At 49.1% G+C, this 387-nt stretch carries 1 rRNA gene; it reads left to right on the plus strand.

Going from position 1 to position 387, the window contains the following annotated elements:
* Positions 1-91: 91 nt before the first annotated feature.
* Positions 92-387 (plus strand): 23S ribosomal RNA (locus tag ADM98_RS00435); the annotation flags it as partial.

Genomic DNA, 387 nt, shown 5'->3' on the forward strand with positions numbered 1-387 from the left:
CACTCGCACCTTGAAAACTGAAGACATCAACAAGACATCAAACTTTTTATAACCATGTCATTAGACGTGTGTTCTTAGAATACCAACGCTAGATCAAGGTATGAAGGGCGTACGGTGGATGCCTTGGCACTAGGAGCCGATGAAGGACGCGACGAACAGCGATATGCTTCGGGGAGCAGTAAGTATGCTTTGATCCGAAGATTTCCGAATGGGGGAACCCACCATCTGTAATGGGATGGGACATGTTACATGAATACATAGTGTAGCGTGAGGCAGACCCGGGGAACTGAAACATCTAAGTACCCGGAGGAAGAGAAAGCAAATGCGATTCCCTGAGTAGCGGCGAGCGAAACGGGAACAGCCCAAACCGAAGAGCATGCTCTTCGG

Origin of the sequence: Exiguobacterium sp. BMC-KP (assembly GCF_001275385.1) — a bacterium.
Lineage (GTDB): Bacteria > Bacillota > Bacilli > Exiguobacteriales > Exiguobacteriaceae > Exiguobacterium_A.